Raw genomic sequence first — 26,974 nt, forward strand, 5'->3', positions numbered from 1 at the left:
GAATAAACCTTGTAAAGAAAGCCGCTAAACGTGCTCAATCCCATGTTCTGCTAATAATGCCATAAAGGCATCATTATCCAGAACTTCAACATCCAGGCTTTGCGCTTTCGTTAACTTACTGCCGGCTTTCTCACCCGCCACCAGGAAGTCGGTTTTTTTCGATACACTGCCGGTTACTTTAGCGCCAAGATCTTCCAGGTAATCTTTCGCCTGATCACGTCCCATGCTGCTAAGCGTACCGGTGATCACAGCAACCTTACCACTTAGCGGCGCATCGTTTGCCGTGGCAACAGGTTCCTTTTCTTCCCAGTTGACGCCGGATAGCTGCAACTGTTCGACAACATCGCGATTCCGTTGTTGGGCGAAAAAATGAACAATATGACTGGCAACAATGTCGCCCACATCGTTCACATTAATCAGGGTTTCTTTATCAGCATTCATAATTCGCTGCAGGAAGCCAAAGTGAGCCGCCAGGTTATTTGCGGTGACTGTACCGACCTCACGAATACCCAACGCGTATAAAAAACGACCCAACGTGGTTTTCTTTGAGTTTTCCAGTGCATCCAGCACATTCTGAGCCGACTTCTGCGCCATTCGTTCCAACCCGGATAATTGCGCCATCGTCAGATGAAATAAATCATCAACTGAATGAATCAAATCCTGTTCCACCAACTGGTCGATCAGTTTGTCACCCAATCCTTCAACATCCAGCGCTTTGCGCGCCACAAAATGTTTGATCGCTTCTTTACGCTGCGCCGAACACACAAGACCACCGGTACAGCGCGCAACGGCTTCGCCCTCTACCCGTTCAATTTCAGAATCACATACCGGGCATGTTTCAGGAAAAACAATATCATCAGTATTATCAGGACGACGATCCCGCACTACAGATACCACCTGTGGGATGACGTCGCCAGCGCGACGAATAATCACTGTGTCGCCCACTTTCACACCGAGGCGGGCAATTTCATCAGCATTATGCAGTGTTGCGTTGCTGACTACGACACCTGCAACCTTAACCGGACTTAAACGAGCAACCGGAGTAATAGCACCGGTGCGCCCCACCTGAAAATCAACCTGTTCCAGCACCGTCATTTCTTCTACGGCCGGAAATTTATACGCAATTGCCCAGCGTGGGGCACGCGCGACAAAGCCTAACTGCTGTTGCAATGCCAGATTGTTTACTTTAAAGACCGTACCATCAATTTCGTAGGGTAACGAATGGCGCTTGTCACCTAAACCATCGAAGAATGCCTGAGCTTCCAGCAGATTTTTGGCAACGGTTAACTCATCATTAATCTTAATGCCCCAGCTTTTAATCAACTGGAAAATATCACTGAGATTTTCTGGCAGGCTAAATTCCTCACTGACCACACCCACACCGTAGGAACAGAATTCAAGTGGTCGTTTAGCGGTGATCTTTGAATCCAGTTGGCGTAAAGAACCGGCTGCGGCATTGCGTGGATTAGCGAACACCTTCTCGTCCGCCGCCAGCGCTTTTTCGTTATAACTGTCAAAACCATCGAGCGGCATATACACCTCTCCACGCACCTCAACACGTTGCGGATAATCCCCAATCAGTTTTAACGGCACGTTATTAATGGTGCGAACATTCTGAGTAATATTTTCTCCGGTCTGACCGTCACCTCGAGTGGCGGCTTGTACCAATACACCGTCTTCATACAAAATACTGACCGCCGCACCGTCCAGCTTAGGCTCACAAGCAAATTCAATATCGTCACTGGTATTAAGCTGTTTCTGCACACGCGCGTAAAAGTCCGAAAACTCTCCTGCGTTCATGGCGTTATCCAGCGACAACATCGCCATTTCATGCTGAACCTGATCAAACGCCGAAAGCGGCATAGCGCCCACTTTTTGGGTAGGAGAATCGGCTGTTTTTAATGCCTGATGCTCACGCTCGATATCCTGCAACTCGCGCAATAAACGATCGTATTCCGCATCCGGTACGGTTGGATGGTCGAGTACATAGTATTGGTGATTGTATTCATTGAGCAGGTCACGCAACTCTTTAGCACGTGTTGCAGGGGTCGTTTCAGAAGCTGAAACGTCAACCGCCACCGAATCGGCGGCCGTTGGAAAAAGGTCATCTTGCTGAGTCATAGCGGCTTATTACGTTATTCAGATACACGCTAATGCAGAAATACTCAAGCCGCCACATCAGCAACACTGTCCTGTGCCTGAGAGGCTATCGCAATATCCTGTTGCGGCTTTTTAAAAACTCTCTGCACCAGCAGTGCTGGCGATTGTCATTATTAAAGCGCGTTTAATTAACGCGTACCTTGTTTCTTCATCATCAGATGCTGATGACGCTCAAAGGTCATAATTTCTTCACGGTTAGCTTCAACCGTTTGTGGGGTAAGAGCACTCAGGCTTTCATCCAATAAATCGGCTTTCAAATTGCGGGCAACCACCATCGCCATTTCATACATGGCTTCATACGCTTCGAGTGGTCGTTTTGCCCCCGGCAGACTCATAAAGAAGATTAAACCGGGAAACTGCTGATCAGCCATCCGGCCAGGTTCAAAAGTACCGGGTTCGTAACTTTGCGACACTGAGAACTGGATATTACCCGCACCATCCGCTTCTTCGAAGCGATGGAAAATATTCTTCTCGCCATAGCGCAGATCGCAGGAATTAAACAGATAAATCAAATCACTGCCTCTGAACCCTTGGTCTGATTGGGCAATAGCATGAATAACCAATACCACTTCAGCCGGTGGACGGTGAGCCAACACCTCCGCATCTGCACCTGCAAAGTTAACAGGATGCGTGATGATCTGAGCCGTTTCTGCAAAAGATTCGGTCATTGGCTGCGGCTCAGCTTCCATTTCGACTTTGGATTCTTCGCTGTGAGACTCTTCAACATGCTGTGCCTCTGGTGCCTCGTCAAGAGGGTCTTCTGTTGGCTCAGCCGACGCCGCTTCGGGTTCCGTGTTGGCGGCGGCTTCGGGCAGTGCGTCGATCAGGTTAACCGTTTCAGTTTCGTCGGGAGCGACATCGGAAACTGTATCGGATACCACATCGGTATCTTCGCCCAGTTCTTCAACATCAAGCAAAACAGGTACGTTTTCGTCCAGATTCAAAGGTTTGGCTTTCGGTACTAACGGCGAGTTGGGCTCAACTGGTGTTTCTTCGTCTTGCGTCGTTTCAGCGCCAGTCTCCAGTGCCGTGGTCTGAACACCGACCGCTGCATCACTGTTCTGGCTATGACGAGGCTGATTGTCAGTTTCGTTACTGACCTCGACGACTGCATCACGCACAGCCTGATCAACGTTGCTCTCAGAAGGTACTGCCAGGTCCGCTGAGTCAAAAGTATTACGCATGGAATCGACTTCTGGCTCATCGTCCAGTGCCGAAAAAGCAGGAACCTCATCGAACGAAGGTTGGGATTGTTGCGGGTCAGAAGGCTGATCCGATAAAGGTGCATTCGGCGAAAAACCACCAACGACACGAACCTCACCGGGCAGTTCAGGGTTGTAGCCCTCTTCCGGGAACTTAAAATCCTCCGAAACATCAAGACGCAATGCTTCGGCACGTGCGCGACGCATGCGACGAAATCCATCAATCAGTATTGCTACCATGGTCACTAATCCAATCAGGATTAAGACAGTCCGCCAGCTCCATTCCATAATTGCATCCAACCTCTTTTAAACACGTTGACGATTGCCTGAACCCCGTCAAAAACCGATAACACTAACGGAGCAGATCAACAGCCAAGTGTGTCACAAGCCCGGAGTCGATGACAGACCTTCGGGCGACTTTCCCTGGTTTTTCTTAATGAATTTTACAGTTTTTAAGCCAATTCTATGGCATGCCAATTATTGGTTGATCATTTCTGCCGCTTCTTCGACATCTACTGATACTAAACGTGATACACCCGGCTCATGCATGGTGACACCCATCAATTGAGATGCCTTTTCCATCGCAATTTTATTGTGCGTAATGTAAATAAACTGAACCTTTTCCGACATGGCTTTGACCAGTCGGGCATAACGTCCGACATTGGCATCATCTAACGGCGCATCAACCTCATCCAGCATACAAAACGGCGCTGGATTCAGCTGAAAAATCGAGAAAACCAAGGCAATCGCCGTCAGTGCTTTTTCGCCACCCGATAGCAGGTGAATGGTACTGTTTTTCTTACCGGGTGGGCGCGCCATAATCGCAACACCGGTATCCAGTAAATCATCCCCGGTTAATTCCAACGATGCGTGCCCGCCGCCAAATACTTTGGGGAACAGTTCAGCCAGACCAGCATTCATTTTGTCGAATGTTTCTTTGAAACGGGTACGGGTTTCACGATCAATTTTATGAATCGCGCCTTCCAGGGTACTCAGCGCTTTTTCCAGGTCGGCATGCTGGGCATCGAGATACACTTTACGCTCCGACTGGGTTTTATATTCGTCAATCGCCGCGAGATTGATCGCACCTAAGCGTTGAATGCGCTCGGCAATGCGCTGTAGTTCCTGTTGCCAGGTGTCGGCATCAGCCTCTTCTGGCATGGTTTCCAGCACCTGCTCAAGGCTGAGTTTTTCCTCCTGCAATTGCTCTACAAGCGCCTGTCGGCGGATATCCAGCGCCTGGCATTCCATCCGGACTTTTTCCAACTCATTACGGACTTCAAGCGCTTTTTTCTCGGCATCGGTGCGCTGTTGTTCGAGTTGGCGTAGCTGACTATCGACTGCCTCCAGTGCATGACGGGCAGCCTGCATGGCTTGCTCTGCCACCAACTTTTGTTCCAACAATTCTTCCAGCTGAGCTTTTAACTCTTCTAAATCGACGGAATGGTCGCGATTCTGATTGGCTTCAATCTGAAGTCGGCGCTCGCGCAGACGCTGCATCTGTGCCGCCAAACGCTCAATGGCCTGATTCAGACTTTGCTCTTTGGTCGCCAGCCCCTGTACGTTCAACTGCAACTGATGGCTGCGATCTTTGTTCTGCCCTGCCGACATACGTGCCTGGTCCAGCGCCACCTGAACCTGGGTTTTGTCGGCGAGCAAACGCTCGCGTTCGCCACTGTCTTCATCAATGGCCGACATGGCCTCCTGCCATTGCAATCGCACCTCTTCCAGCGACTCTCGTTCCAACTCCTGCAGATCACGGGTTTCCTCAATGTCCCGATCGAGCTTTTCACCGCGCAGTGCGAATTGCTCGGCACGGGCCTGTTTGCCGGATAACTGTGATTTCAGATGAATCAACTGCTGACTGGCTTGCTGCAGTTCGCGCTGAGCCACTTCACGCTGCTGCTCAGAAGAGCGCAGTTTAAGCTGATCAGCTTCAAGATCGACTTCCCACTCTTCAACCTGAATATCCAGCTCTTCGATTTGTTCTTCCAGGGTTTCCAGCTCTTGCTGACGCGCCAGAACACCACCTTCACCGTCGGCAGTTTTCGCTACTCGCAGCCAATGCTTACCAAGCCAGATGCCTTCCGGGGTAACCACTGATTCATCGGCATCCAGCTGCGGGCGCATCGCCAGTGCCTGAGTTAAATCGTTTGCCGTTTTTACATGCGATAAAAGACCGGATACATCTTGTTCACTGCGAACCACACTCAGTAAGGAATCGGCGGAAGCGGATACCGCGGTATTTCGCGCGTGTTGCCACAGGGCTAGCTGACCTTCTTTTAAGTTAGCCAACCAATGCTGAGTTGGATCGAGATCATCAATCACCACCGCCTGGAGGTAATCGCCGAGTACGGTTTCGACTGCCCGCTCCCAGCCATCTTCAACATGCAGTTGCTCCGCCAGGCGAGGCTTACGTGCCAGTTGATGACTTTCAAGCCAGTGGCTCACGGCCTCAGAACCCTCACCCAGAGCCGCTTTTTGCAGCGCATCCAACGTCGCTTTGCGGTTGATAAAATGTTGCAGTTGGTTTTTGCCGTCTTCCAACTGGCGACGGCGGGCTTCCAGATCTTCACGCGACTGATTAACCTGCTGCTGCAGCGTATCGGTCTTTTCCTGCAGGCTTTCGGAAGCCATTTCCTGCTCGCTGACTTCTTCCTGCAGTAACTGAATTTCTTCCAATTCAGGATTATCTGCAAGCTCGCGTTTTTCATCCTGAAGACGACCGATTTGTTGCTGCAGTCGCGACAGCTGCTGTTCAATATTCTGCATCCGCGTCTGGGCAACTTCCGCCTGACGGGTTGGCTCACTGGCGCGTTGAGTAAATTGTTCCCAGCGCTCCTGCCATTGCTGCTGATTTTCCTCAGCGATGGCTAGCGCTTCCGCAGCCTCTTCCTCACCAGCCAGCAACATCTCCAGCTCTGGCTCAAGCATCAGCTTTTCTTCGGCAATGGTTTCCAGCTGCAGCTGGTCTTCTTCTAACGAGCGCTGAGTATCAAGAATCGACTTTTCAACTTCCGCCATTTCCTGATCAAGCTGCAACGCCATTTGCGCCTGATGTTCAACTTTTTGCTCCTGACGGGCAATCTGCGATCCCACATCGTAGAACTTCGCCTGCGCTGAGCTGAATTCATCATTCTTGTCAGTGTGCTCAAGACGGAGCGCTTCAATCTCTGCATCAGCACTGCGTTGAGCGGCGGTGTGGGCTTCAAATTCAACCTGATGTTTGGCGATTTGCTGCTGCCGCTGCTGATAATCCCGATCAAGAATCTGCCATTTCAGTGCCTGCAACTGCGCTTTTTTCTCGCGTTCCTGAGATTTTAATTCTTTATATTTTTCGGCTGCATCGGCCTGTCGTTTGAGGTGTGCCAGCTGGCGATCCAGCTCTTCGCGGATGTCCTGCAAGCGCTCCAGATTTTCGTTGGTGCGCCGCATGCGATTTTCCGTCTCACGACGACGTTCCTTGTATTTGGAAATACCCGCCGCTTCTTCAACATAAACACGCAACTCCTCCGGCTTAGCCTCAATCAGCCGTGAAATCATGCCCTGCTCAATAATGGCGTAGGAACGTGGCCCTAAACCGGTACCGAGGAATATGTCGGTGATGTCTTTTTTACGACATTTGGTGCCGTTGAGGTAGTAACTCGACTGACCGTCGCGGGTAACCTGACGGCGCAGGCTGATTTCATTATAACTGGCGTATTCGCCGCGCAGAGTGCCATCCGAGTTATCGAAAATCAGATCAACACTGGCCTTACTGACCGGTTTGCGTTCCGCAGAACCGTTGAAAATCACATCGGTCATGGCATCGCCACGCAGGTACTTGGCTGAACTCTCGCCCATCACCCAACGAACGGCATCGATGGTGTTCGATTTTCCACAACCGTTGGGGCCAACAATACCCGTCATATTGGTACTAAAAGGCACGGTTGTCGGATCGACAAAGGACTTAAAGCCCGCCAGTTTGATCGCTTTTAAGCGCATAGTGGTGTGATCTTTCCTGTGAAGCAGTAAAAGGACGAAAGCGGCAGTTTACCACCGACAGGAAAACAGGCAAAAAATATGGCCATCCCGGCTAATACTGCAAGCACGCGGCGTCAGTCAGTTGCAGTAGCTGTCCTTAGTTTTTTTGGGGGCATGGATAAACCCCTGTGCTATGCGACTCTACCGAGCTGAATCACGACTTGTTTTACCCTCATTGTTCGGCCATCAACTCACTGAATTTATTGATAAACCGGGCCAGATCGATACCGTCTACCAACGCGTGATGTGCATGAATCGACAGCGGCATCTGGCGCTTACCATCAACCATCGTCATTTTTCCAACTGAGATCTTCGGGCAGCTGTCCTTCCATGCAAAATTACGAGCATGAGACAAGCCGGTAAACGACATCCAGGGGATTGAGGAAAAGTGAATCACATCGATTCCCGAAGCGGTTAAATCTAACCCCGTGCTGTGATGGGCGGCCTCAATCACCCCTTCTGCATTAGCGGCAAACGACTGAAAGTCATCATCGAAAATGAAATGCGAGAACTGAAACGTATCATCTGGCCGGTTGATCGTGGCAGATCCGTGAATGGTTTCGTAACTGTAAACATCACCATCTTCGAGGCGATATCGTAAAGCCTCTACTGAGTTAATCGCAATCAGCGCCCGATGAAAGTAGTACAGAAAAAAGGAAATATTATTCCGCTTACAATACTCGTACGCCTGGGTACATTCGACCTCAACAGAAACACCGGTGTACGGCTCATCGAAGTTATTGAAGAACTCAAAGTGTTCTTTTCTTACCCAGTTTTCGAGGTCTAATTTCGTTTTCATTGCTCGTCTTATACTAGTAAGGCACTCAGCCAATAATTAATATCAAAATCCCTTCACGATAATTTCAATAAGCACTGCCAGCAGACACTCACTCTCCCCAAAGATATCCGGAGACATTCTGCTGATAATCGGCAATGCTGTTATAACTGCGACTACCGCCGGAGGCATAATAAAACTCCTTACGCGATAATTCACGAATCGATAATACCTCGTCACTGAATACCGTTTGCAAATCAGCGCCTAGGGTAACCCACTTTTGCAGTAATGATTCATGGATCAGCCAAGCACGATTCTGATCACCCAAATCCAGATAAATCAGCAAGCGTTGTTCCTGCGCTACGGTGGGTAAACGTAAATTGGCACGTGCAGGGGTAAGCGCCTTATGAAACGATAAGGCACTGTAACCCTGATGCTTTCCGCCGGCAGCATCGGTCAGCTCTGCTGCCCGACGGGTAATCCCCAGCAGCGGAGCAAAGGACAGTGACTCCAGCAGACTATCGGCAAACATCCAGGAAGACCGCCCCCAGCACCGGGAGATTACCGGTATGCGAAGTGGTTGACCTTTCAAATGAGCCTTCAGCGCTGCTGGATCTGCTGCACTGCTACCTTCGGCTTTAAACGAAAGCGGCGCAGGCTGCTCTAGATACAACTGCGGCATACGCCGTTGATTCAGATCAGGCTGCCAACTAAAGTCGTACTCATTCAGATAGGGATAATATTCACCATGTTCCGGGTGGATATCGCACACATCCCCCGCCGTAACCGGATGAAAAGGACGGTATTCGGACAACACACCTGTTTGATCTAACATACTATTTTCCTGCACATTCTGGTCATACCATCAAAGCTGATTCAACGCTTGCTGAAGTTTCGCCAAGGCCTGTTGCACCCTGTCACGGCTGGCAGCCGACAAATCCCTCAGCTCGAGTGTATTTATTTCTTCACGCGCAACTTCGCCGCGCCGACAGGCCTGATCCAAGTACTGACGCAAGACAATCTCATCCAGCAATTTGCAACCAGTGACGGGATTAAACGTGAGTGCTTTTATCAAACGCAACCGCCTGTTTTGGTCATTTTCCATACGAATCGCAATGAATAAATGTGCCGCGTATGGACTCTGATTCTGCACAACTAAATCGTATGCTTTGTCATCAACCAGATACTGAATTTTGCTTCGATAATCGGAAAAATTCAGCTCTCCGGCGACAAATAAATCCAGCGCTTCGGCAATAACCCCTTCGGTTTTCTGGCTGGATTGATAAATATCAGCCAACCGGTCGAGCGCCTCATTTAACTTGCTATTGGTGACACTGGCGTCCAATACCACCAGGTTATTTACCCCAAGATGTTGCTCTGTCTTGTAGTCAGCACCCGGTGCCTCCAGTACCAGTTCAAGGTGGTCTTTCTGATAACGCAATACGGCATAGCTGATTGATCGCGGGGGCGGCTCAGCACCATGCCAGCAAGGATTATTGCGGGTATTGTCGCTGATACGAATATCCAGATTAAGACCGTCGGGTAAATATTCACCCCGACCGGCGAACAACACCTGATCTTTATCAAACATAGCGGCAAATACGTCGTCATCGAATAGGCTGATGTTTTTATGGATGGCCGCAAAAGCGGAACGCCACAGATCATTAACCGGAGGCACATAGCTGTTATCCGCCAGCCAGACATCAAAATAGAAGCGCTGTTGATGGGGAATGAATAAGCGGCTGAAGCTTGCATTAAGTTCAGAGCGCTGCTGCAGATCACTGTTCAGGTATTGGTCAAGATACTGCTGATAACGCTCAGCATCATACTTAGCGAATAAGCGTTGCATAAATACGAAGCGGTCTGCGGCAGAAGCGTTTACATTGACCAGCGAGTGCTCAAATGCCGTTGCCACATCGGTATTGATAAATCCACGGAATCCATCACGACTCAAACGAGAACACCAACCCAGCGTTTTTTGTGGTGCCAAAATCAAAAAAAGCTCAAACAAGCGCGTTGCCGGACCATAGGGACCCGCCTGCAAACAAAAATAAGCCGATACCAGTATCGGTACAAAATCACTGTTTGAATCCAGGCATTCGTAGGGAGGTTGAGCGGCATCACGCTGTCCTTGGTAGCCGCTTAGTTCAAGACCATCCTGCAATTGTTTAACCACAGAGTCGAATAATCTGGCGTCATCCCCATCACTGTTTAACCAGATTTCAATGTCCTGCTTGTCGCCGTCGTAACAGTCTGCCAATGAGGCAACGACTGTGTTAACGAAGTGCGCATTAAAAAGGTGTTTTGCTGACTGGTAATGTTCGTCATCAATGCCGTCGGCATGATCACTGGCTACCATAATCGAGACCAGAAGCAGTTCGTGTGATTTGTGTTGAATATCCCATAACGTCACATTAGCGACAGCACGCGATTCTAGACGCAATTCACGAATTGCCTTGAGTGCCGCATAATCAGCGGTATAGAACCGTTTTAAACTGCGTGTAATATTATTCAGTGCTTTTGTCTGCTCTTCACTGATACTGCCCTCCTGCACCTGTTCCGATACCCGATAGCGCTGTCGATAGACTTCACGACTGATACACTGATGTCTCTCAACCAATAATTCGAAAATGTCGGTTTCAAGAGTTTGTTGATCCAACAGGTGAAAAAAGATATCCAGAACACGTAAGAAGCACTCTGCACGGAGTTGTCTTTCCTCTTCATCTGCGCTGACCTCGAGCAGTTCGTCGCACAATTCTTCCAACACATCATGCAGATCAAACAGGATATCCGATTGTTCGGATACGCCGCCCAGACAGGTTTCCAGCTGACAATAGAATTCAGGCGCATGACGCTGTGCATGGGCAAATATCAGCACGCCATCGAGCTCAAGCAGGCAGTTTTGTTCGTCAAGAGACTCCCGACCTTCACCGTTCAGCACGTAGTGCCACAACGCCTTGCCATTTGGTAGATGATAAATAAATGGTGCTAATGGTTTAAGCCCGCGCTCCATCGGGAAGGACCATAGATCATCCGCCATTTGCTGCCATTCGGACCCGCCAGCATCGACAGCGTTGTCGCTATCGGCCGACCCATCGGATTTATCTCCAAAAATAACGCCGCGTATGCCCCGGAAAAGCCGCTGCAGCAAACCTGCTTTCTCTCGTTTAGCCGCGGCTGATTCAAAGGCTTGCTTTGCTTGCCAAAAATCCGGGTAGCCGTTCAAGCCAGGCCAACGTTGCCGGTCAGTAAAATCATTAATAGCAACCCGGGCGTCCGGGCTCGGGAGTTCAACCAACCGCTGTAACTGCACCCAGCACCATAATAGTGTTTGCTGTGGTTCGCCGATCGGGTTATGACGAAACACAGATACGTAGCCATTATGCGCCTGTAAATCGCTTGCCAGCGCATCGGCAAATAGACCAATATCGCGATAATCACCGCTCAACGAGAAGTAAAATAGCCGGTCCGCTTCACCCTCAGATTCCAGGGTGATAAAGTCATCGAGTTCCAGGTCAACGTCATCACAGCACCGACCCAAAGTGTCGCTAAACGCATCACTGTCCAGCGACGTGTAGACCGAAATAAAACAAGGATCATCATAATCGTCCAGCTGACTCACCTCCTGTTGTAACTGCATGGTAAGGTCAATCGGAATAAGAAAATCTGGAATGGACATACTGCAACCTGAATACACGTGCCTGTGCGAAAATAGCAAAGCCAGATAATAACAAAAGCAACAGTAGCTACGAAAATAAATACGTAGATTATCAGTGAAATTATGTAAGCAACCGCCGTTTGTCCCGGCGGTTGCTCTGGGTTTATGACACCGCCAACAACTGACGACTGAGCAACACCAGCGCGTAACCAACGCTATACGCCATTAGCAGCAGCGGTGTGTACTTGAGGTAATTCAGAAAGGTTAAACCTTTGACCTTGTTCATGGCCACCACACCCGCGGCCGAGCCAATCGCCAGCATTGCACCACCGACTCCGACTGAAAACGTCAGTCCCAGCCAGTCATCGGTGGTCATATCAATCCCGGATTTCAGCAATGCAGAGGTTAATGGGACGTTGTCAAAAATTGCAGAGACGATGCCCAGAGAGTAGTTTGCCGCCATGGGTGACCAGTGCTGATAGATCAACAAAATGCCGTCCAGTGCCCCCACTTCTTTGAGAATTCCTACCAGTAATAAAACCCCCAGGAAGAACAATAGGGTGTCAAATTCGATCTTACGAATGTAATCGAGCACCGGCTCATTTTTGTCAATAAACTGTGCCACCATAAACATCAACCCGAGTCCAAAAAGGAAAGTCAGCACTGGCGGCACGGCAAAGAGTACGTTGGCAAAAATTACCAATAAAATCGTCATAAAAAACAAACCAGTAATAATCCAATCAACCCGGTCTAGCTGAGTTTCCTTCTTCTCAATCGCAAGCTGACCAGAAACACCAAAGGACAGCAGAAAACACAACACCATCACGGATACCAGTGACGGTAGAATCAGCCCCAATAGGTTGGCAATCGACACCTTGCCTGCGAGGAAGATCATTAAGGTTGTAACATCGCCGGTAATCAAAGAAACACCACCGGCATTGACTCCATAAACAATGGCCACGGCATAGCGGATTTTCAGTCTGGTGGATAACGCCAGGCTGTTAATCAATGCCAGACTCACCAGAGTGGCGGTAATATTGTCGGCCAGAGATGAAAATAAAAAAGCAAAACCACCGATAAAGAACAGCAGCGTTTTCAAACCTATCTGGTGTGGTAATAACCAGGATGCCAGTGTCTGAATAACTCCCTTCTCAGACAAATAGGCAACAAAGGTCATAGCAGCAAACAAGAACAGCCATAACGAGGCAATGTCGAGCAGGTTCTCGTTAAAGGTGTGATGAACGGCATCACCCGGTTCACCATGCGTACCAATAAAATAAACAAACCAGGCTAAGGTACCGAAAAACAGAGTCGACTTAGCTTTATCGATGTGGGTCAGATCTTCGAGAATAATCGACAGAAAGCCGATTGCAGCGATAATGATGATCGCAGTTATCATGAGGCGCATTGCTCCGCTGTGGTTAAAGCCGAAGAAGAAGGATACGGCAGGAAGGTTATCTATTAGACGCCAGAGCGCCGATAATAACAATCCTGCCGAACCGAAAATGGCGATGCCAGGGACGCATCTGGCTGGGATTATTTCACTCCATCAAAAGCAACCACAGAGAACAAAGCCAGCGGAGGTTTAGGTCAACGATTAAGCTGGCTTTAAATAACCTTTAGTTACTTACGACCTATCGGCACAATCCAGGTATCAAACCTATTCTTGCCTCTGGAGACTATTATGAGCTGGGCATTGGTTACCGGAGCATCATCCGGCATTGGCGCTGAGATCGCGGTGTCTCTGGCGAAACGAAAATACAACCTGATTCTGGTTGCCCGACGAGAGTCACTGTTACGCCGGCTGGCAGAAAGATTGCAGCAACAGTATCAGGTGCAGGTATCGGTGAAGGCACTCGACATCACCTCAGAACAGGCACGTAATGATTTAAAAGCACAGCTGAAGGCCGAACAGATTGAACCGGAATTTTTGGTAAATAATGCAGGCATTGGTCAGGTTGGACAGTTTGAAGAGAACGCCATGGGCGATTATCAGCGAACCATTGATCTGAATTGCACTGCCTTGACGGCGTTAATTTTCGACTACCTGCCAGCCATGCAACAACGAAAATCCGGATATATCCTGAATGTGTCGTCTGTATCGGGATTAATGCCGGGACCGAATCTGGCGATCTACCACGCCAGCAAAAATTACGTTCAGGCATTATCCGAAGGACTGTGGCAAGAAAATCGTCGAAAAGGAGTGGTGGTGACAGCCAGCTGTCCGGGACCGACCGAGTCTGAATTTCATCAGCACGCTGGCTCCGATCAAATTGGTATGTTTCATCGCATCGGCTTAATGCCGGCGTCTAAGGTTGCCGAGCAAGCCGTTGATGCCTGTTTAAACGGCAAACGGATTGTGGTTCATGGTTTGCTCAACCAGGCTATGGCGCTGAGCGGAAAATACACCCCGAAGTCAATTCTGCTGCCGATTACAGCCTTGATTATGAGCAACAAATAGCCACTCCAGGCGGATCACAAACACAAAAAAAACCGGCCACTGAGCCGGTTTTTTTACCTGCAAAGGTTCGTATTATGGACGAACCAGAGTGAAGGTTTCCCAGGAATCCACTGACGAAGCCAGAGCGCTCAAACCAGCACCGCCGGCAAAGTCCGCTCGCAAGAATTTGTCGTTGTCCGCTTTTAAAGCAATGTTGCCATTACCCCGATCAATCAGTTCGAACTGCGCCGCCGCACTTCGATCGTGATTATTCGCTTTCAGCGTACCCAGCAGGTAAGAATCCAGAGCAACATAATGGCCATCTCGGGCACGCAGCAGGACCTTACCATTACCGGACTGCTCTAGCACAAAGCTCTCCCAGGTACCCAGGTTGTCAGAACCAGCCGATATAAAACTGCCACCGCCACTCATCGCTCGTACATAATGTCCGTTATCCGTTCGCAGATGAACAACATCACCAAAATACGGGAACGGTGCACGCGTCACACCATTGGCATCAAACTTAAATTCACCACGAGCGGCGTAATGATCAGAAAGATCCCACTCACCCCAAAGTTCATCGATGGTAGCGCGTGGTGCGATCACTTCCTGAATCGCACTCGTTGGCTGCTGATTAACGCGGCTGAACAGGGTGTAATCGAGGTATTCCAGATACGGTGCTTCTGCCCAGGCGTTCGTGTCAGAATCGTAACTCAGGTTATGGCCTTTGTTGGTCGGTTCTTCGGCGTTTAAGACCGACTCCATATAATCACGATCTTCCGGTAGGCCAATCTTATTAACGTTAAAATCACCCGCCATAATCACCGCCTCGTCCGCCGGGATATTGAGACTGCGAATATAGTCACCCATCTCCTGTAGCTGAGCTTTGCGAGCATTACGGTTAGCATCGTCATCGGACGATTGTGTGTGCGTAGCAAACACGTGGTATGGCTTACCCTGCTTCTGAATTTTGGCGTAAATCACACCCCGGGTAGCGGCACACTGAATGCCATTGCAGGCTTCATAAATACCAGCACCTTCTGTTTCAAATGGCCAGCGAGAGACAATACGAGTACCGGAATTCATCAGCTTGCCGGCCTTAAAGATTTCGGCCGACTGATACGGGTATTCTTTACGCAACTCTGCCATCAGTGCGTTGCTTGGCGCCAGATCAAATACTTCAGTGAGTACCAGCACATCATAGCCTGACATTACCTCTGGCATCAGTCCCAAACGGGTACCTACTTTTTTAGAGCCGTAGATGGTGGTCGCCCATACGTTATAGCTCAAGACATTGAAATCACCTGCGCCAGCTAATTCAGGTTTTTCGTCTTTCTCCTGAATCACGTACTGAACATTCCCGCCGTTAACAAGATCGTTACCTTTAAACGCGATCTGCGCGCTATCGCCCGCCAAAGTCACCGGGAAGCGATGAATCTGCTCGTCCGACTTGTCGGCAACGTCCCAACCATTACCCTCTGCAGAAAATTCCAGCTCAGTACCACGTGTTTGCTGCGTCAGTGTCAGGTCGTAATCCGCCGAACTTAAACGGATATCAAGATCGGTATTTTTGCCGCTATCGCGCCCCAGCTTGGCCACCGTCCGGGTTGACAGCGGAGGAATCGTTTCTGCTACCAACTCGGCACGGGCATTACCCTGCAAACTGACGGTCAGTGTGTCCAGAGTGCTGTTGGTCAGTTGGATTTCGGTGTCCAGCTGAGTGGCTGGCGGCTTAGACATGGCGCTGGCAGCCACAGAGACAGATAACAGAGACGCTGCCAACAGTGCTTTATTTAATACAGAACGGGCGGGTATCGACATCTGATACACCTCTCCTTTAATAGTCATTCTTATTTCTGAGCAAGAATTTATATCAGAACCCAATAAAGTGTTACTTTTTTATGACAAACACTCAAAATTGTCTCAATTAACCCATAGCCCCGTCCTGATTGGTGAATACTGAAATTCCTGTACCTATCTGATATAACACCCATCCCTGTAAACGACCCTCGGAAACCTGCTGTGGCACAAGCTCCTGAACCCCTGAAAGCCTACAAAGTTAATGACATATTGGTATTTGCCAGCCGAGGCAGTGACGCCAAGGTTCTGGCAGCACCGCAAATACGCCCGATGGAGGAATGGCGTGAAGACGTCGCTGCCTGGGTTGCATTGCGCGCCGAGCGCGCCCCGGAGCTGGACGAGTTGAAAGACAACAGCCGGACAGACGCCTATATCCATAATCCATCCTGAGCAGTCACATAAACCCTGGTAAATAAGAAGACCTTATTTTTTTCGCGTGATTGTTGTTGCAGTGGTCGCTATAATCCGCGCCGGCCTGTTTCAGGCCGAAGCATGACTGTCGAGGCAAGGCCTGACGTTATCATAACAACGCACCGGATTTACGCTCCGGCCAGCAAGGTATCTGATATGACCATTACTCAAGAATCGACAAACCCGCCTGTTGTGGTTTGTGCTATGTATAAATTTGTTACTCTGGAAAACTTCGAAGCAATACGCCAGCCGCTGCTGGATGTTATGACCGCCAACGAAGTAAAAGGCACATTGCTGCTGGCTCAGGAAGGCATCAACGGCACCGTCGCCTCAGACCGTAAAGGTATCGATGCCCTACTGGACTGGTTGCAGCAGGATGAGCGCCTGGCCAATATCGTCTACAAAGAGTCTTTTGACGACAATATGCCGTTCTACCGCACCAAGGTAAAATTGAAAAAAGAAATTGTCACCATGGGTGTCGAAGGCATCGATCCGAAACAAGTGGTTGGTACCTATGTAAAACCGAAAGATTGGAATGCGCTGATTTCTGATCCTGATGTGGTGCTGGTTGACACCCGTAATGATTACGAAGTTGAGGTCGGTACGTTTAAAAATGCCATCGACCCACGTACCAAAACTTTTCGCGAGTTTCCGCAATACGTAGAAGACAACATGAACCCGGCTAAACAGAAGAAAGTAGCCATGTTCTGTACTGGCGGTATTCGTTGCGAAAAATCGACAGCCTACATGAAAGAACAAGGCTTCGAGGAAGTGTATCACCTGGAGGGTGGGATTCTTAAATACCTGGAAGAAGTTCCTGCTGAAGAGTCTCTGTGGCAAGGTGAGTGTTTTGTTTTCGATAATCGCGTCACCGTTAACCATCAGCTGGAAAAAGGCAATTACGATCAGTGCCATGCCTGCCGCCGCCCAATTACTGAAGACGATAAGCAATCAGAAAAGTACGTGACAGGTGTCAGCTGTCACCATTGTTTTGATGAATTCAGCGAAGCACAAAAAACACGTTTCGCACAACGCGAGCGACAAATGCAACTGGCGAAGAAGCGAGGTGAAGATCACCTCGGTACTGACCTCCAACAGGTTATAGAGAAGCGTCGCCACGAAAAGCTGGCGTTAAAAGAACAACAGCGTCAGCTCAATACGAAATAAGATATATAATCAAACCGATAAAAGCGGTTTCTTTTTGCTGCCGGATAAGAGACATAGTGCTGTGTCTCTTATTACCCTGTCGATATCGCAGCGTCCTGCTGCTGGGAAAAGAAACTTTCTCCTGTTTCTAGATTTTAAAAAAAGGTTTTTTATTATGAATAATCAGACAATTTTCAGCCGTATTGTTGTTCGCTGTAACCGGGTTAACCGGCTGCGATAACTCTGAAGTAGGCGATGTTTCCCTCGGTTTATTCACCACCAAAGATATTAAAATTAACGTGCTGCAAGATCCCATGGTTGCCGGTGTAACCTGCCATGTTGCCAGCATCGAAGCCGATCTCGACTTTTCTGACCCGAGTGATACATCCATTGCCTGCCGCCAAACCGGGCCAATCACCCCGGAAATGATTGCAGGGATCGATAAATCCGCTTCCGGTGAAGTGATCTTTCGCAAATCAAAAAGTATTTTGCTGAAAACTCTGAAAACCCGGCGCATTTACGATGCCAGCTCACAAACCCTTATGTATGTGTCGTACTCTACGAAAGAAATTAACGGCAGTTATAAACACAGTTTAAGTAGCGTGCCACTTTATGGAACTTCGGCCTATACTCAGACGACACAGTCGACAAATAACTGATAATTACAAATATATTATTAGTTTTTCAGCCCTTGAAAGCTTCTGGACGGCTGTTTAAAGTACAGAACTCGAATGGATTTCGTAGCCTATCTTCACGGAGGAATGATGATGAAGAAGCTTTTCACCCCGCTGTTGACGCTGGTCATCAGTGCTGTTTTATCAGTTTACAGCCACGCACGCACTCTCGAAGGGATTGATTTTCCTGAAGTAACTGCCGCTGATTATTATTACCCGCAACTCACACTCAATGGTGCAGCCACCCGCACGTATTATTACGTTGTTGATATGTATGTTGGATTGCTGTACCTACAAAACCCATCAACTGAACCCACCGACATATTTGCTGACGAAAGCTATAAACGCATGGTATTCCATACCCTGTTGTCACGGGCCAGTGGCCGCCGCATTGGCAAAGCCCTTTATGAGTCGTTAAAGCTCAGTCCTGAGGAAGCGGCAGCGCTGGGAGCGCCAATAGAAGACGTCATCGACATGTTCGACGTGGAGATGAACAAGGGTGATGAAACCTTCATTGAATATGTCCCTGGTGAAGGTACTCGCATCGTTGTTAAAGGCGAGCTGCGCGGCGAAATCGACAGCAAGGATTTATTCAATGCCTTTCTAGGCATCTGGATTGGTGAGGAGCCATTCAGCGAAGAATTTAAGGCTGGAATTCTTGGCACCAGCAATGATCGTTTTGTATCAAATTAGGCCATAGGCAGCGGTGTGTTACCAGATGACGGACAAGTTATCCATCATCTGTTACTGCCGCTGCGGTTCGAAACCATCGTTCATTTCCGATGTAATCTGTTACATAAATATCATTAACTTCCTACAACACCTGCTAAGTAATTCGTCTAATCTATTATTAAGTTGGATTGGCGGAGATGGGTATGGTGAAGCACCGGGCTATACTGTTGGTTGTCGTTCTGATTTTTGCACCGTTAGTGGGCGGTAGTGCGGCTCTTATTCAGAAAGTACTGCCAAAGTTAGGATTAGTCAGTGATTTTCCAAAGGTCGTTGGTTTACCTCCAGGCAGCGTGAAACCCAATACACCCGCCTACAATGGACCCCATCCGTCGGCGACTCCCCGCCCTGATGAAACCTATTCATTTCCGATTCCGTATGGCGAAACAGGTCCCTCCACTCCCTTATTCGCTGGGGATAATCAGTATCCGTTTTTATGTCAGACTTCAGATTCACGCCTGGGTCAGCCATTAATTGATAATCATCATGGCTGGGGTGTACCGGTCTTTGCTAACACGCTGGCAGGCAAACGTACCGACCAGGTCATTGGTTACAGCAAAGATTGCTTGTTACCGACTCGCCATCATTATTTGTATTTTTCCAAGCCCGATGATCGCAGCGCTAAACGCCAGAATGATCACCACCTGGGTATTGACCGGGATATCCATCTGCTGGTCAGGGCCGAGTCCGGTACCATCAATCGCCACTTGTATAGCATTTTAATCCCGACGACATTTAATGATCAGGTTGATAAACCGGATCTTTCCCGTTGGAACGGTAAATTAATTTATTATTTTCGTGGCGGTATCAGTATTGGTTTTCAACAGGGAAAAATGCGACTGACCCATATTGCGAAAAAAATGCGCCAACTGTTGAACCTGGGTTATGCCGTGGTTTTCTCCTCCGCAACAGAAACCGATAACAACTACAATATCCTGTTACAGGAAGACACAGCCCTGAGGCTGAAACACCAGTTCATCAGCCGCTATGGTAAACCGGAATTTACTATCGGCTTTGGAGGTTCTGGCGGCGCTATTCAGCAGTTTCTGTTTTCGCAGAACCATCCGGGCATCATTGATGGATCGGTGGCGGTAGTGGCTTACCCGGATATGATCACCCAAATTCACTATACCCTCGATTGTGAATTGCTGGAGTATTACTTTGATCATATCGCCAGCGACAAACCTTTCTGGCAGTCCGCCGCAAATCGTCAGGCAGTCATGGGACTGAGTACCAATTACGCTCAGTCACCGCGTCTTAGCTGGCTCTATCGTTTGTCGCAGTTATTGAACTTTAACTGGCCTCATCCGCAACCCCCAGGGTCTGAATGCAGCAGCGGCTGGCGGGGTTCGACAGCGCTGATTAATAACCCTAAATTCCACAGCGATGGCCATCGTTTCAGTCAGTCAGTACGCAACAATACGCCGTGGACCCATTGGCAGGATAATCAACATGTCTACGGTACCGATGACGAAGGACGAGCACCGTCCTTGTGGAGCAATGAGGGCGTTCAGTACGGACTGTCCGCGCTGCAAAACGATGTCATCAGTGCGCATCAGTTTCTGGAACTGAACAGTCGTATTGGCAGCTGGATAGAACCCAAACAAATGACCCAGGAACGCCTTTGGTATCTGAGTATGGATTCCGACATACGTCGTTTCAGCCCTTATGGTGAACACAATATGAGTCACCGGGGAGCCGTTCGTAACCTCGCACCGCGCTATAACGGCAACCTTGAGGCAGCCCAGGCGGCCTACCACTCCGGTCTGGTGTTTTTAGGGGCATTAAATACCCCGATGATCGATGTCCGGATGTATCTTGATCATCAACTTGATATCCATCACTCATTCGCCAGTGGTTCCGCCCGCGAACGTATTATTGAAGCCGGTTACGACGCGGGTAATCACGTTATCTGGACTGCAAAAGCACCACATAACCCGATGTGGGACGCCGTACAGGTGATGGATCAATGGCTCACTCTGCGCCAGCAATCAAACGAGATGCGCCCGCAAGCAGCAGAGGACAGTTGTTTTGACAGCAGCGGTCAGGTCATTGCCAGAGGACGTGGTGTTTGGGATGGCAAATGGAACCAACAACCGACGGGCAAGTGCCAGCGCCAGATGCCATTCCATCAAAGCAGTCGCCAGGTCGCCGGGGAATCCATCAGTGGCTATACCTTTCAATGTCATCGGATACCGGTCTCTGAGGCACTGGATGCCGGATTTTATGCTCCCAAAGATATGCGCCCCTACCAAAGCCAGTTAGAGCAGATTTTTCCTTTGGGCGTATGTGATTATCGTCAGGGCGATCGCGCCCGACCGGCCAATCTCTGAGCGGTGAACAGAGTTGATTATTTTGTAAAACAATAAAATCTTGAGAACGAATCGGGTATAAAGGTTAGGCCAACAACGATTCGTTGGATGGCTGGAATCTCGCACACAAGGAATTTTTATGCGTCTCATAAAACCGGTGGCTGTCACCGTTATTGTACTTTCTCTAACCACCCTCCTTGCTTACAAAGCCTTTGAAGCTTACGCCCGTAAACAACTGAAACTCGATGTGTCTTACCCAACGGTTATGACTATGCCCACCGGGGCGTTGATAAAAAATCAACCAGCCTACAACGGCCCACTCCCCAGCGCGACTCCGCGTCCACCGGAAACCTATAACTTTCCGGTTGAATTTGGCGAAAACGGCCCTGCTAAAGCGCTGTTTGCCGGTGCCAATCAGTACCCGTTTATGTGCCAGAGTATCGATTCCGGTCTGGGTCAGCCAAAGGTTGATAATCACGACGGGATTGGCACACCGGTATTTAAAGAAACAAACGATGGCAGCTTGTCAGACACAATTATCGGTTACAGCAAAGATTGTCTGCTGAACACCCGCTTACATTATTTTTACAGCACCGAAGAAGGCGGCATCCGACAGACCGAATCCCTGACAACGGCGGTAAAAGAAACAGCCGCCGACGACAGCGGTGAATTACTGGTCAGGGTCGAAACCGGAACCATAAACCGCTTCATCTACGCATTAATACTACCCACCACAGCCAACGACGAACAGCATAATCCAGATTTATCGGCCTGGAATGGTCGTTTGGTGTATCACTTTAAAGGGGCAATTGGTATTGGTTTCCAGCAAGGTAAAGCGCGTCTGAAAAGCATTATTCGCGATATGCGCCCGGCTCTGGATAAAGGTTATGCCATCGCCTATTCCACCGGTAATGAAACGGATAACCACTATAATATCTGGCTCCAGGAAGACACCGCACTGCGGGTGAAAAAGCAATTCACCAGTCGCTACGGAGATCCGGAATTTACCATTGCAATGGGAGATTCAGGAGGGGCTCTGCAGCAATATCTGCTGTCACAAAACAACCCGGAGTTGCTCGATGGCGGAGTTGCCATTGTCGCCTACCCGGATATGACCAGTCAGATCCTCTATGGACTTGATTGCCCGTTACTGGAATATTATTTCGACTATCTGGCCGCCGATAAAACCTTCTGGGAACAAGCAGAACACCGTAGCCTGGTTGCAGGCTTGAGTTTTAATTCAGGGTTTAAAGCGCGCGGTCAGCAACTCGAGAACATTGCTTCCTGGATGCGTTTCGAGACACCGCCTAAACGCAGTGGTGCCACAGAGTGCAGCTACAGCTGGCGTGGCTCAGTGCAAATGGTCAATAACCCCAGATTCAGCACTCACTACAGCCGTTACAGCGAACAAGTGATGGCCCAAAACTACTGGACCCACTGGCAGGACAACCGCGATGTTTACGGCACAGATGAGCATGGTCGAGCGCCGGTTCCATGGAGTAATGTGGGAGTGCAATATGGGTTACAAGCCTGGAAGGATGGCTCGATCAGCCAAGACCATTTCTTCGACCTTAATCGCAAAATCGGGAGTTGGGTACCTCAGGCAGAGATGAAACCAGAGAAATTTTGGTTGGTCAGTAACGATGATTCGTTTGCAGGACTGCGTCGTTTTAATCCTTATCAGCATAAAAATTTCAGTCATGGTGGAAAAACCATGGCGCTGGCACCTCGCCTGTCTGGCAGCCTGAACGCGGCAAAAGGCGCCTGGCGTTCAGGTAATATGTTCCATGGTGCATTGAATATGCCGTTAATTGACGTGCGTGTTTATCGCGATGATATTCTCGATATTCATCATTCATGGGCTGCTGTTTCAAGCCGCCAGCGTATCCTCGATCATAACCAAGGGAACAATCCGCTGCAGGCAATCTGGATGGCGGAGCGTAATTACAAACAGATTCGCTGGGACGCATTTGCGGCCATGGAAGAATGGCTGGAATCCGGAGCAAGCAATAAAGCCACCTTTAGCGAAGATCGCTGTGTTAATAAAGACGGCGATCTGATTGCCCAGGGGCCTCTGGTTTGGGACGGCGACTGGAATAACAAAACGTTGGGGGAATGCAGCCAACGTTTCCCGTTTAATCGCAGCAGTCGCCAGGTTGCGGGCGATTCAGCCGCCGCCAGCACCCTATTCTGTAATCGCATTTCGATTACCGATGCAGTCCGGGTGGGTATTTACGACCCACTGGACGTCACTGATCTTCAGCCACAACTTGAGGAGATTTTCCCTCACGGTGTCTGTGACTATCGCCAGCCCGATCAATCCGGTTTGAATACCTTTTAGATAAGGCCAGTCATTTATTACGAAAACTGCTTTTTCGAATTGAACTAGTCCCCCCACATCCAGTCATAGACATTATCTCAGGGGGGATAACAATGAATATTCGTAAAAGCCTAATGACACGATTTGTAATCGGTGCAGCCGTTATGGTGATTTGTTTGCTGATTCTTACTGTTAGTCAACGTCAAGCCATACACACACAGCAACTACTCACCGGTTGGCAGGCTCAAGCGGATAAAATTCAATTGGATATCGCTAACCTGCAGCAACAAGCTCAGCATTACAAGTTAAATGCGCCACGGGATTTTGAAAGCTATAACCGCGATGTAGCCGTCTTTTATCAGCAATTTAAACAACAGCTGGCAACGTTGGATCAAACCTTCGACAATGCAAACAATAGCGTTAAAAATCTCAGCAGAAAATTCATCTACCGCTGGTTAACCCAGGGCAGTAGCCCGTTATTGCAGGCCGTTCAGAAACAGTCATCCTGGCATGTGTTGTGGCATGCTTTTGTTGAAGAATTAACCGCAGAAATCGGAGACCCAAAAGAGCCGAGACTGGAATGGGCAGCTGAGTACATCATTACGCAGCAAGATAAGCTAACCCGTGATGCAGTCGCACTTGGACAGCAGATTACCAATGCCAACCAGTGGTTCGCTGCCGTTTACGCAAAAATAAATACTGGTCTGGTGATTTTCGTCATGGGTTATTTATTATTCAGCCTCACGGTATTTGCGTTGCGCATTATACGGCCGATTTCGATTACCACCCGAGCCTGTGAAGCCGTTGCCGCTGGTGCCTATGGGACAAACATTGAGGTCAGCGGTTCAGGAGAAATGCAGCGTTTGCAGCTGGCATTTAACGAGTTATCCAGCCGCTCAAAACTGCTGATGAATATGTTAAGTGACATCAATCAGCCGGGAAATGTCAATGATAAGCTGCAGCGTATTTATGACAGTGGTCACCAAGCATTAGGCTGCAATTGGATTGGTTTAATGATGTTTAACGAACAGACCGTAGATTTAAATACCTCGGTTCCTAGCACCCTCGATAAAAGTTTCCGTCATCGCCATGTATTATTGCCAAATGCACTTGGGAAAACCCTCCTAGACTCTCTGAATTCTGGCTGGCTTGATATTAAATCGTTGCGTCAATTATCGCTTAAACATCATGACGAACGTTTCTTACGTGAATTGTATAAAAACACAACAGCGGATAATGTCGTTGGCTACCCGTTCCGTTGTCCGGCTCATAAGAACTTTATCTTACTGTTTGCCAGTAACCAGAACGATGGTTTTTCGCAACAGCAAACAGAGTTAATTCAAGCACTCTCGAAACTCATGGCCGACGCGATCATCGCCGGTATGGATGAGAATTCCAACACTGGAACAATCGCAGCAAGCTAGGTTTTGAGTCCGGCAGATAACTGACTATTCTTCCGGCAAAAACTCCCGGACACAATTTCGTCCGGCATTTTTTGCGTTATACATGGCAACATCTGCCCTGGAGAGTATTTCGCGAATACTGCCACCCGATAAGTCGTCGCTGTAACACACGCCAACACTGATCGTAACTACCCGGTTGAAATCGCAGTTCAAAGTCGGATCGCCAAATTTCACCTTGGTAAACGCGTGTGGAATAGCGCGATAGCGGACACTGTCGCAAAGTTGCTGGGCCATATTGAGGACATACTCTCGATTCGGATTATCCAACACCACAACAAACTCTTCCCCACCATAGCGCGCAATTAAATCCCCCGGACGTTTAATCACATGACTGTGACGTAATGTTTCAGCAACCTGTGTTAGGCAGATGTCTCCTTCCAGATGTCCATAATTATCGTTATATTCTTTAAAACTATCGACATCAATCAACATCACTGCAATGGACTTTTTGTCACGCAAATTTCGCTGCCAGGTCAGAGCTAACTCATTAGAAAACTTTCGTCTGTTAGCCAGTTTGGTAAGCTCATCCGTGGTTGCCATGGTTTCCAGGCACTGATTTTTTTCCGAGAGCTGGCGTTGTGCCTCAACCAGTTCCTGAGTGCGTTCTTGCACCAACTGTTCAAGTAACTGGTTATCCTTTTCGATGAGATCAGAAGATTTTTTCAGCAACCCAAAGATAAATTGCAACACGAAAAGAGCGATAATCGCGCCCAGTGCGATGACCGCAACAAAGACATTCCGGGTCTTGTAATAAGATTGCAGCGCCTCGTCGATATTAATTTCAGACGCAATGCCGATACCCATATCATGATCCCAGGACCAGGCTCCAAATACCATTACACCGAGGTAATCCCGATACCCTTTGATATCAAAGCCACTGATCCCAGCCGTCGCTTGTTTCGCCATGTGGGTCATGGGTAAATTTCGGTTACTTGCCAGTGGTTTAAAACCCTGCAGCGTGTCGCCGCCAGGGTCGGTGATATACAGGTTCATAAGACTATTCTTACCAGCATCAATAAGATTAGCGCGCTTTAAGTGGTGATCAAAACGACTATCAGTGAGTAACAGCGCCCGCCGGTCAAATGCGTAGGTCTCTCCGGTAACACCAATACGCCCCAAAACGCTGATTTCAGCAAACTGAGCTTTAGGATCAATAATTTTCAGAAATGCTGCCACGGCTTCGCCACTATCCGAATGAATCGCCGCCGAGACAAAAAAGATCGGGACAAAGTCGGCGCTGTGCTCAACGGGTAAACGCATCGAGCCGATGGCTGCCTGGCTACCGTTAAGAATCCGATTGACTAACAAGGGACGCTGGCGAAACATGGCATTTTTGTGGCCAACCAGACTCAGCTCATCGCTGGCGATATTGATACCGTCTTTATTGAGGACAAAGAAGCGCTGATTGCGGTGATGACTGAGCTCCGTCATGATCGCTCGGCTCAGGGATTCATCATTGCTGACATTGCCAGGTTGATCCAAAGCCCGCTGAGTCAGCTGACGTACCGACGCCAGTTGAGAAACATGGTTGGTAATGTTCTGACTTTCACTGATGAGAATCTGATTGGCTTTCTGAACCGTCTGCAACACCGTTCGCAGAGAGTCGCGGGTATTGATCAAGGTGCGCTGTTTGATATCAAGCAGCGCTGCATACGCCGCCAGACTAACCAATGCAACAGCCAAAGCATAAAGCCCAAAGCCCAAAGCTTTCTGTACTTTATAGTCTTTCATCCAGAACGGTCCCCTTGGCATATCTGGGTGGCTGGTCGTTCGATGCGTCCTTGCTGTCTCAATACAAAAA

The 26,974-nt window shown here is 48.9% G+C and carries 17 protein-coding genes; 8 read left to right on the forward strand and 9 right to left on the reverse strand.

The window, feature by feature from the left end:
- Positions 1–24 precede the first annotated feature (24 nt).
- The 7 genes from ligA to nhaD all read right to left on the reverse strand — a co-directional run bounded on the left by ligA (position 25) and on the right by nhaD (position 13,217).
- Complete coding sequence (gene ligA / locus MK185_00345; protein MCH2039070.1) at positions 25–2,121, reverse strand: NAD-dependent DNA ligase LigA; 2,097 nt, start codon at positions 2,119–2,121, stop codon at positions 25–27.
- 167 nt (positions 2,122–2,288) lie between these two features.
- Complete coding sequence (locus MK185_00350; GenBank protein ID MCH2039071.1) at positions 2,289–3,650, reverse strand: hypothetical protein; 1,362 nt, start codon at positions 3,648–3,650, stop codon at positions 2,289–2,291.
- A gap of 189 nt (positions 3,651–3,839) precedes the next feature.
- The gene (smc, locus tag MK185_00355) at positions 3,840–7,346 is read right to left on the reverse strand and encodes a chromosome segregation protein SMC (protein MCH2039072.1); all 3,507 of its coding nucleotides are present in this window, start codon (positions 7,344–7,346) and stop codon (positions 3,840–3,842) included.
- 211 nt (positions 7,347–7,557) lie between these two features.
- Positions 7,558–8,184 (reverse strand): CatA-like O-acetyltransferase, encoded by a 627-nt coding sequence (locus tag MK185_00360; protein ID MCH2039073.1) that lies wholly within the window; start codon positions 8,182–8,184, stop codon positions 7,558–7,560.
- An 88-nt stretch (positions 8,185–8,272) separates the two neighbouring features.
- Complete coding sequence (locus MK185_00365) at positions 8,273–8,995, reverse strand: hypothetical protein (protein ID MCH2039074.1); 723 nt, start codon at positions 8,993–8,995, stop codon at positions 8,273–8,275.
- Positions 8,996–9,025: 30 nt separating this feature from the next.
- Complete coding sequence (locus tag MK185_00370; GenBank protein ID MCH2039075.1) at positions 9,026–11,839, reverse strand: hypothetical protein; 2,814 nt, start codon at positions 11,837–11,839, stop codon at positions 9,026–9,028.
- A gap of 142 nt (positions 11,840–11,981) precedes the next feature.
- Positions 11,982–13,217 (reverse strand): sodium:proton antiporter NhaD, encoded by a 1,236-nt coding sequence (nhaD, locus tag MK185_00375; GenBank protein MCH2039076.1) that lies wholly within the window; start codon positions 13,215–13,217, stop codon positions 11,982–11,984.
- Between the two features lie 285 nt (positions 13,218–13,502).
- Between nhaD and MK185_00380 the strand changes: the two genes are divergently transcribed.
- Complete coding sequence (locus MK185_00380; GenBank protein MCH2039077.1) at positions 13,503–14,279, forward strand: SDR family oxidoreductase; 777 nt, start codon at positions 13,503–13,505, stop codon at positions 14,277–14,279.
- A gap of 72 nt (positions 14,280–14,351) precedes the next feature.
- Here MK185_00380 and MK185_00385 read toward each other — a convergent pair whose 3' ends face one another.
- Positions 14,352–16,106, reverse strand: coding sequence for an endonuclease/exonuclease/phosphatase family protein (locus MK185_00385; GenBank protein ID MCH2039078.1), 1,755 nt, complete (start codon positions 16,104–16,106; stop codon positions 14,352–14,354).
- 174 nt (positions 16,107–16,280) lie between these two features.
- Between MK185_00385 and MK185_00390 the strand changes: the two genes are divergently transcribed.
- From MK185_00390 to MK185_00420, 7 genes are all read left to right on the forward strand, one after another.
- A complete protein-coding gene (locus MK185_00390; protein MCH2039079.1) occupies positions 16,281–16,508 on the forward strand; it encodes a hypothetical protein in 228 nt (75 codons plus the stop codon).
- A 177-nt stretch (positions 16,509–16,685) separates the two neighbouring features.
- Positions 16,686–17,696, forward strand: a complete 1,011-nt coding sequence (locus MK185_00395) for a rhodanese-related sulfurtransferase (protein ID MCH2039080.1) — start codon at positions 16,686–16,688, stop codon at positions 17,694–17,696.
- A 185-nt stretch (positions 17,697–17,881) separates the two neighbouring features.
- Positions 17,882–18,334, forward strand: a complete 453-nt coding sequence (locus MK185_00400; protein ID MCH2039081.1) for a CreA family protein — start codon at positions 17,882–17,884, stop codon at positions 18,332–18,334.
- Positions 18,335–18,406: 72 nt separating this feature from the next.
- Positions 18,407–19,042, forward strand: coding sequence for a chalcone isomerase family protein (locus tag MK185_00405; protein ID MCH2039082.1), 636 nt, complete (start codon positions 18,407–18,409; stop codon positions 19,040–19,042).
- Between the two features lie 182 nt (positions 19,043–19,224).
- Positions 19,225–21,411, forward strand: coding sequence for a DUF6351 family protein (locus tag MK185_00410; GenBank protein MCH2039083.1), 2,187 nt, complete (start codon positions 19,225–19,227; stop codon positions 21,409–21,411).
- A gap of 118 nt (positions 21,412–21,529) precedes the next feature.
- Positions 21,530–23,731, forward strand: a complete 2,202-nt coding sequence (locus tag MK185_00415) for a DUF6351 family protein (protein MCH2039084.1) — start codon at positions 21,530–21,532, stop codon at positions 23,729–23,731.
- Positions 23,732–23,823: 92 nt separating this feature from the next.
- Positions 23,824–25,134: a HAMP domain-containing protein gene (locus tag MK185_00420; GenBank protein ID MCH2039085.1), complete on the forward strand. Its 1,311-nt coding sequence runs from the start codon at positions 23,824–23,826 to the stop codon at positions 25,132–25,134.
- Positions 25,135–25,158: 24 nt separating this feature from the next.
- Here the strand turns inward: MK185_00420 and MK185_00425 are convergent, their stop codons facing one another.
- Positions 25,159–26,904, reverse strand: coding sequence for a diguanylate cyclase (locus MK185_00425; protein ID MCH2039086.1), 1,746 nt, complete (start codon positions 26,902–26,904; stop codon positions 25,159–25,161).
- Positions 26,905–26,974: the final 70 nt, after the last annotated feature.

It is taken from the genome of Saccharospirillaceae bacterium (assembly GCA_022448365.1).
In the GTDB taxonomy this organism is placed as follows: domain Bacteria; phylum Pseudomonadota; class Gammaproteobacteria; order Pseudomonadales; family Oceanobacteraceae; genus Bacterioplanoides.